This window comes from Rhodococcus sp. EPR-134 (assembly GCF_001647205.1).
Taxonomy (GTDB): Bacteria; Actinomycetota; Actinomycetes; order Mycobacteriales; family Mycobacteriaceae; genus Rhodococcus_F; species Rhodococcus_F qingshengii.
Window position 1 is genome coordinate 1 of record NZ_LVCT01000610.1, and the last position, 7511, is coordinate 7511.

Genomic DNA, 7511 nt, shown 5'->3' on the forward strand with positions numbered 1-7511 from the left:
GCTCGCCGGCCTCGTTGTCATCTCCAACGAGCTCGCTGCAGACTCTTCCCCCGCCGCGCTCCAGGTAGTCGGCGACGGATTGGTTCGAGACATCCAAACGAAGCTCGACACCGCATACTTCGGGAACCTCGCAGCGCCCGCAGCCAAGGGTCTGGCATCGATCACCACAACCACTATCAATGCTGGCGCAGCCTGGACCAACACCGATCCCTTTGCTGAAGCCATCGCAGCCGCGGAGACCAAAGGCGTGGTGATCACGAACTTCGTCGCCAACCCTGCCGATGCACTACTCCTCGCGAAGGTGAAGAAGCAGACCGGAAGCAACGAGCCTCTGCTTGGGCTCGACGCCACCGCTCCGACCGCACGAACAATCCTCGGTGTACCGCTGCTCGTCTCACCCGCAGTACCTGCCGGCACCGTCTGGGCGATCCCGCAGTCCCGCAGCTTCGTCGCCATCCGCAACGACACCTCGGTGACAACGGACGCCAGCGCGTTCTACACCAGCGACCGCACCGCCATCCGAGCAACGATGCGTGTCGGATTCGGGTTCCCCCATCCCCTCGGATTCGCGAGGATCAACATCACCGCCGGCGGCTAAACAACCACCAACGAGAGCCCCGACCCAATCCCAGGGTCGGGGCTCTTTCGTGCCTACAAGGACAACCCAGGGGTGTCTATGATCCACCCCTGCCCCATACCCCCTCGATCGATCCACACGGAAGGGCGCTTCGCATTACGCCGCTGACCGGGTACGGGATACAGGGTCGGTTCGAGTCCCGTTTCCTGGTCTTTTGCCGAGTTCCGGCCCAAAAAGTGCGTGGAGAGAGAAGCGTTAGTATGCGGAGCGGGTGGCAGCCGGATCGATCGAGGGTGCATAGGGAGGGTCTAGAAATTTGACCCCCCGTCCACTCCCGGACTTGCTGTCCGAGAGTGGGGACTTTCGAAACCAAAGTCCCCTCAGAGTTATCGGACGAGGTGAGTTGCTTCGGGCAACTCTCCGAGCTCAAAGCGGAGACTGAAAAGTGGTCAATTTGACCACTTTCTTCAAGCTCTTCGCGGACGGTCACTCTCAAATAGAGGTTCAGGCGATCGGCTGAAAAGTCACGGCGCGCTTGGCTGGCGAGGTGACCTTCATGTTGAAGGTCTCTCCGCCCAGTAGGCGGAGAGTCGGCATCACTACCACGCTGAGCCGATACCAGGTTTGCGCGGTCCTTGCAGGACTTCTCAAATTCAACCGTGGGCATGAGGCCCACGGTTGGTTCGGTACGCAGAGAGTACGCAGTAGTTTCACTTCGCCCCCATACTCACCAACGCTTACAACGCATCTTTTCGCAGGTCCGTGAAGTGCTCGTAAAGCCTCAATACTCACCAACGCCCGAGAACGCGTGCGTGGTCAATGCCTGCCTCGACCGGATCCGACGCAACAAATCACGGGCGGCGTTCTCTCTGTCTTCGGAGAACGCGGAGGAACCCCGCGATCACCGCGACTATGCGGCGACAGTGGACATGAGCCTGACCGTCGAACAGGCACTGGCATCGCTGCCGCCTGAGCAGCGTGCTGCCGTCGTCGCCGTCGATGTCGAGGGGTATCCGGTAGCCGAGGCCGCCGAGAGGTTGGGAGTGCCCGTAGGGACCGTGAAGAGTCGCTGCGCCCGCGCGCGCAAGCGTCTCGCCGCCCAGTTGGAGGACTTTCGCGAAGGCGGGAACCATTCGTGAACCGGCCGCGTCCTATCTTGTAAGGGTCCGCACCGACTGCCGAGGGAGGGTTCATGACAGATCCGTCTGTTCGCGTTCCGGCGCCTCCGTTTTCGGAAGACCTACTCGCAGATCTTCACGCCGGGGTTCTCGATTCCGAAACCAGTGCGGCTCTGTGGCCGGTGGTACACGCAGATCCTGACGCCCATGCATTTGTCACCGCCCTTGACGGCGTCACGGCATCACTCGCGACACTGAACTCGAGCAAGGCCACTCACGAACGGATTCCGAATTCGCTTGCCGAGCGAATCAATTCGGCACTGGATCGACAGTCAGAACAGCTGGAGCCGCCAGCTGAGGCAGCTGTCGTGCCGTTCCGGCGGCGCCCACAAGCGTGGGTTCTCGGTGCCGCAGCAGCCGTGTTGGCGGCCTTCGTGATCGTTGTTATCGGAACCCGAGATTCCGAACCCGCCGAAAGTGTTGTCGCTCAACCGAGCACACCGGCGACGTCTGCTGTCGACGATCCGGATTCGGCGTCTCTGCTCTCACTCGTCGGATCCAAAAACCTTGGACCACTGGATGATCCATCCAAACTTGCCGGATGCCTACGCGCCAACGGCATCGACGAGGGCCGGCCTTTGCTCGGTTCCGGCGAGATTCGCATCGACGGGGCGCCGGCGATAGTCCTACTCTTCACGGGATCGCAGCCGCGTCAGATCACTGCACTGACTGTCGGCATCAACTGCAGCGACGGGAATCCGAATACGTTGTCGGTCAAGAACATCGGCTGACGTCGACGGTCAGCGCGGCGATGCCGCCGGGAGTAAGAGCTCGAGGATTCTTTCGCGTAGCGCATCTGTATCGTCCTCGACCGCTATCAGACTCGAAAACATCGCTGCCCCGGCCGCCAGAACCAGCACGGCCTTGGCATCGAGCAGTGCCGATTCAGGATCTTCGGCGTTCTGAAGGAACAGTTGCGTACTCGGTCCACTGAACCCGCGCCACAATTCGTTGCGCAGGTCGTCGTGGTCCCGCAGGGCCGCCAGCAATCCTGGCGACGCGGCGCGAACCTCGGGACGGGAGAAGAGCTGAGCACTTCCCTCCACCACCCAACGGATCCAGCCGTCGCGATCGGTGCCCTCGAACGGTGTCAGGTCCGGTGTCGCCCCCAGGATCGACCCGAGAACAAGATGTGCCTTCGACGGCCATCGCCGCGACATCGAGGCTCGGCTGACTCCTGCCCGTGCCGCGATCGCCCGGAGACTGAGTTGATCCCAACCGACCTCGAGGAGCATCGCTCGGGTGACCTCGAGGACTGTGTCGTCGATGCGTGGGTCTCGTGGGCGACCTGATCCTGTGGCATTCATCGTGTCGAATTGTCGGACAGATTGGGAGTAGGCGCTATATCGTCGTAGTTACGAGTCCACTGGCATCGTAAAGATCAGGCCGCCGCAGGAAGTTGAAAATGACCACAGCGCCCACACCGTCGATATTCGAACCCGCACGTCTCGGCCCTCTGACCTTGCGCAACCGCATCGTCAAAGCTGCAACGTTCGAGGGCGTCATGCCCCGGGGAGCGGTCTCGGACGATCTGATCAACTTCCACGCCGAGGTGGCCCGCGGCGGGGCCGCGATGACCACTGTCGCCTACTGCGCCGTCTCACCAGGTGGACGAGTCCACCGCGACACCCTTGTCATGGACGAGCGCGCGCTGCCGGGACTACGCAGACTGACCGACGCCGTCCACGCCGAAGGCGCACTTGCTGCGGCGCAGATCGGCCACGCGGGACTGGTCGCCAACACGCTCTCCAACAAGACGAAGACTCTGGCGCCGTCGACCCGGCTGAGTCCGCCCGCGATGGGCCTCGTCAAGGGCGCGACACTCGCCGAACTCGACGGTGTCGTCTCCGACTTCGAACGGACCGCTCGCGTCGCCGTGGACGCAGGATTCGACGCCATCGAGGTCCATCTCGGCCACAACTACCTCCTCAGTTCGTTCATGAGCCCCAATCTGAACAAGCGCCACGATCGATACGGTGGCAGCGTCGCCAAGCGCGCCGAGTATCCGCGTCGAGTCGTCGAAGCGGTGCGACGCGCCGCTGGATCCAGCGTGGCGGTCACCGCGAAATTCAACATGTCCGATGGGGTGCCGAAAGGTCTGTGGCTCGACCAGAGCCTGCCGATCGCCCAGATCCTCGAAGCCGACGGCCACCTCGACGCGATGCAATTGACCGGTGGCAGTTCACTTCTCAACGGAATGTACTTCTTCCGCGGCGAGGTCCCACTAGCTGAGTTTGTCGCCTCCCAACCCAAACTCGTCGGGTACGGGCTGAAGTTCTACGGTCCCAAACTCTTTCCGACGTACCCGTTCGAGGAGGGCTTCTTCCTGCCCTTCGCCCGTCAGTTCCGACAGGCGCTGAGGATGCCACTGATCCTGCTCGGCGGCATCAACCGCGTCGACACCATCGAGCACGCACTGGATGAAGGATTCGAATTCGTCGCCATGGCGCGTGCGCTCCTCAGGGACCCACAACTGGTCAACAAATTCCAAGCCGAGAGCGTCGACGAGGGGTTGTGTATCCACTGCAACAAGTGCATGCCCACCATCTACACCGGCACGCGCTGTGTGGTTCGGGACGCGCTTGTGGTTCGGGAGGCACCGCGCCCCGCCCCGTGAGTCCCGCGCTGTGAGCTGCCGGCTGTGAGCCACTTTCCAGCGGAGTGCGGGAACAACACCCCTTATCCTGGTGTTGATCGGTACGGCTCTCCAAGAAGCGGAGGGTCTGCACTCACTATTGGAAGGCTCGCATGACCACCCAGCTGGAAAACACGCCCGCGGTCCATGACGTCATCATTGTCGGTTCCGGACCGGCCGGATACACCGCTGGTGTCTACACCGCGCGCGCTGAGCTCCAGCCCCTGCTGTTCGAGGGAACCCAGTTCGGTGGCGCCCTCATGACCACCACCGAGGTCGAGAACTTCCCCGGATTCCGCGAAGGAATCATGGGCCCCGACCTGATGGAACAGATGCGTGAGCAGGCACTTCGCTTCGATACCGACATCCGCACCGAGGACGTCGAAGAGATCGATCTCAGCGGCCCGATCAAGACGGTCGTCGCGAACGGCGAAACGTACGCCGCGCACGCGATCATCCTCGCCATGGGCGCGGCAGCCCGTTACCTCGGCATTCCCGGTGAAGAACGCCTCCTCGGCCGCGGCGTCAGCGCCTGCGCCACCTGCGACGGCTTCTTCTTCCGTGACCAGGACATCGTCGTGGTCGGCGGCGGCGACTCCGCGATGGAAGAGGCAACCTTCCTGACCCGCTTCGCTCGCTCGGTCACCCTGGTGCACCGCCGCGAGGAATTCCGCGCCTCACGGATCATGCTCGAGCGCGCCAAGGCCAACGAGAAGATCCGCTTCCTGACCAACGCGGAGCCCGTCGAGGTCCTCGGCGAGAACAGCGTCACCGGGCTCGTCGTTCGTGACACCGTCACGGGTGAGACCTCCACACTCGAGATCACCGGCATGTTCGTCGCCATCGGCCACGACCCGCGCAGTGAGCTCGTCAAGAGCCAGGTCGATCTCGACGACGCCGGATACGTGCGCGTCGCTCCCGGTTCCACCGCGACCTCCGTCGACGGCGTCTTCGCTGCCGGTGACCTGGTCGATCACACGTACCGCCAGGCGATCACCGCTGCCGGCACCGGATGCTCCGCAGCAATCGACGCCGAACGCTGGCTGGCCGACCGCGGCGACATCACCGCCAACACGCTCGACGCAGCCGGCCACACGGTCGACGTCGTCGGCGCTCCCTGATTCATCAAGCTGTCGAACCCAACCCTCGAGGAGTAACAGTGTCGAATACCGTCACCATCACCGACGATTCCTTCAAGCAGGACGTCCTGGGCAGCGACAAGCCCGTTCTGGTCGATTTCTGGGCAACCTGGTGCGGCCCGTGCAAGATGGTCGCCCCGGTACTCGAGGAGATCGCCGGTGAGAACAGCGAGAAGCTGACCGTCGCGAAGCTCGACATCGACGCCAACCCGGCGGCCGCCCGCGATTTCCAGGTCATGTCGATCCCGACGATGATCCTGTTCAAGGACGGCAAGCCGATCAAGACGATCGTCGGCGCCAAGGGCAAGGCCGCACTGCTCAAGGACCTCGCAGACGTTCTCTGACGGCTGGATGAGCATCGTGGATTCTCGCAATCCACAGAATTTCTGAGATAATCGATCGATGTGCCTGATCGGGTCTACGACCAGGCACATCGATCGAATTCGTTAACCGATCCGAGAGGCTTTCACGCATGCACAGACTCCGACACGGCGATCACGGCCCGGCCGTCGCCGAGATTCGGGGCACATTGACGAAGCTGGGATACCTCCATCACGGAACTTCCGGTATTCGACGTGAAAGCGCCGACGGTGCCCACTGGGTTGCACCCGACGCCATCTTCGATCATCAACTCGACAGCGCCGTTCGCGCCTTCCAGCAGCAGCGTGGGCTCCTTGTCGACGGCATCGTGGGCCCGGCCACCTATCGGTCACTTCGCGAGGCCTCGTACCGCCTGGGCGCCCGTACGTTGATTTACCAGCTTTCTGCGCCGCTGTACGGCGACGACGTCGCAGCTCTGCAGGCCAAACTGCAGGACCTGGGCTTCTACGCAGGTCGGGTCGACGGTTTCTTCGGCCCGCAGACCCACGAATCTCTCTCGTCTTTCCAGCGTGAAATCGGGATTGCCGCCGACGGTATCTGCGGACCGCAGACACTCCGTTCGCTGGAACTTCTGGGAACCCGCGTCACCGGAGGATCGCCGCACGCGATCAGCGAAGAGGAGCTGGTGAGGCGCAAGGGCCCACAGCTGGGCGGCAAGCGCATCGTCATCGATCCAGGCCTCGGTAGTCCGTCCACCGGCACCATCGTCAACGGCATCTCCGAAGCCGACATCCTGTGGGATCTGGCTATGCGCCTCGAGGGGCGGATGGCAGCAACCGGGATGGAAACCTTCCTCTCCCGCCCGCACAACGCCGATCCGAGCGAGGCCGAGCGCGCGCTGACGTCCAACGCATTCGACGCCGATCTGATGATCTCCCTGCGCTGCGACAGCAACTCGAGCCCGTCGGCGAACGGCGTCGCGAGCTTCCACTTCGGAAATTCGCACGGTTCGGTCTCGATGATCGGGCAGGTGTTGACCGGTTTCGTTCAGCGCGAGATTGTTGCGCGAACTCCGTTGCGGGACTGCAGAACTCACGGTCGAACGTGGGAGTTGTTGCGCCTGACCAACATGCCGACGGTACAGATCGATCTCGGCTACCTGTCCAACGCGTCCGACGTTGCGGTACTGACGAATCCGCGGATGCGTGACACCATCGCCGAAGCCATCTTGATCTCGGTCAAGCGGCTGTACCTACTGGGTCAAGACGATCAGCCGACCGGCACCTTCACCTTCGCCGAGCTTCTCGCAGAAGAACTTTCGGTAGCCGACCGCATTTCGTAGGTCCTGCGGTCGGCACCTGCTCACACTCTGGCGAGTTCGCTGATCTCCACCATTTCGAGAGCTGCGGCCTTCAGTAGACGGTCGAGGGCTTCTTCGACGTCGACTTTCCATTCGTGATCTCGATTGAGTTCGAGACGAAGGCGCGGATAACGATGGTGCGGTGCCACGACCTCGAAACCGTAGTCCTCGAGGAACTCGGCACTGATCATGCATTCTGCGGGTGAACATTCCGACTTATATGAGTGTCACGGCAAGTGACCGGGATTGCAGCCCATAGCGTGTCGTAGCAGGCCGGAAGGAATGACTCGTGAACATTCTG

Annotated in this window: 7 protein-coding genes and 2 pseudogenes; 7 read left to right on the top strand and 2 right to left on the bottom strand. The window is 62.4% G+C overall.

Translation table 11 applies throughout. The annotated features are described in order from the left end of the window. From A2J01_RS26780 to A2J01_RS26790, 3 genes and pseudogenes are all read left to right on the top strand, one after another. A partial coding sequence (locus A2J01_RS26780; protein ID WP_064113955.1) for a phage major capsid protein occupies window positions 1-598 on the top strand: 598 nt, incomplete at its 5' end. A gap of 791 nt (window positions 599-1389) precedes the next feature. After that, window positions 1390-1716, top strand: a pseudogene (locus A2J01_RS26785) (sigma-70 family RNA polymerase sigma factor); the annotation flags it as partial. A gap of 53 nt (window positions 1717-1769) precedes the next feature. Continuing rightward, entirely contained in the window at window positions 1770-2486 is a 717-nt protein-coding gene (locus tag A2J01_RS26790; RefSeq protein WP_064113956.1) for a hypothetical protein, read from the top strand. 9 nt (window positions 2487-2495) lie between these two features. Here the strand turns inward: A2J01_RS26790 and A2J01_RS26795 are convergent, their stop codons facing one another. Continuing rightward, complete coding sequence (locus A2J01_RS26795) at window positions 2496-3062, bottom strand: helix-turn-helix domain-containing protein (RefSeq protein ID WP_003942539.1); 567 nt, start codon at window positions 3060-3062, stop codon at window positions 2496-2498. Between the two features lie 98 nt (window positions 3063-3160). Here A2J01_RS26795 and nox point away from each other — a divergent pair, with 98 nt between their 5' ends. The 4 genes from nox (at window position 3161) to A2J01_RS26815 (ending at window position 7192) form a co-directional block, all read left to right on the top strand. Next, window positions 3161-4372, top strand: coding sequence for a 4,4'-dithiodibutanoate disulfide reductase (gene nox / locus A2J01_RS26800; protein WP_007729131.1), 1212 nt, complete (start codon window positions 3161-3163; stop codon window positions 4370-4372). 131 nt (window positions 4373-4503) lie between these two features. Next, on the top strand, window positions 4504-5511 hold the full coding sequence (gene trxB / locus A2J01_RS26805; RefSeq protein WP_063315344.1) for a thioredoxin-disulfide reductase: 1008 nt from the start codon (window positions 4504-4506) through the stop codon (window positions 5509-5511). 38 nt (window positions 5512-5549) lie between these two features. After that, window positions 5550-5873 carry a thioredoxin gene (gene trxA / locus A2J01_RS26810; RefSeq protein WP_003942530.1) on the top strand — a complete coding sequence of 108 codons (324 nt, stop codon included), beginning with the start codon at window positions 5550-5552 and terminating at the stop codon, window positions 5871-5873. A 128-nt stretch (window positions 5874-6001) separates the two neighbouring features. After that, window positions 6002-7192: an N-acetylmuramoyl-L-alanine amidase gene (locus tag A2J01_RS26815; RefSeq protein WP_064113957.1), complete on the top strand. Its 1191-nt coding sequence runs from the start codon at window positions 6002-6004 to the stop codon at window positions 7190-7192. Between the two features lie 20 nt (window positions 7193-7212). Here A2J01_RS26815 and A2J01_RS26820 read toward each other — a convergent pair. After that, window positions 7213-7422: pseudogene (locus tag A2J01_RS26820) on the bottom strand (GNAT family N-acetyltransferase); the annotation flags it as partial. Window positions 7423-7511: the final 89 nt, after the last annotated feature.

Excerpts from the sequence above, each read along its gene's own strand:
- A2J01_RS26790 (WP_064113956.1), top strand. The coding sequence starts at position 1,770 with ATGACAGATCCGTCTGTTCGCGTTCCGGCGCCTCCGTTTTCGGAAGAC.
- A2J01_RS26795 (WP_003942539.1), bottom strand. The coding sequence starts at position 3,062 with ATGAATGCCACAGGATCAGGTCGCCCACGAGACCCACGCATCGACGAC.
- nox (WP_007729131.1), top strand. The coding sequence starts at position 3,161 with ATGACCACAGCGCCCACACCGTCGATATTCGAACCCGCACGTCTCGGC.
- trxB (WP_063315344.1), top strand. The coding sequence starts at position 4,504 with ATGACCACCCAGCTGGAAAACACGCCCGCGGTCCATGACGTCATCATT.
- A2J01_RS26815 (WP_064113957.1), top strand. The coding sequence starts at position 6,002 with ATGCACAGACTCCGACACGGCGATCACGGCCCGGCCGTCGCCGAGATT.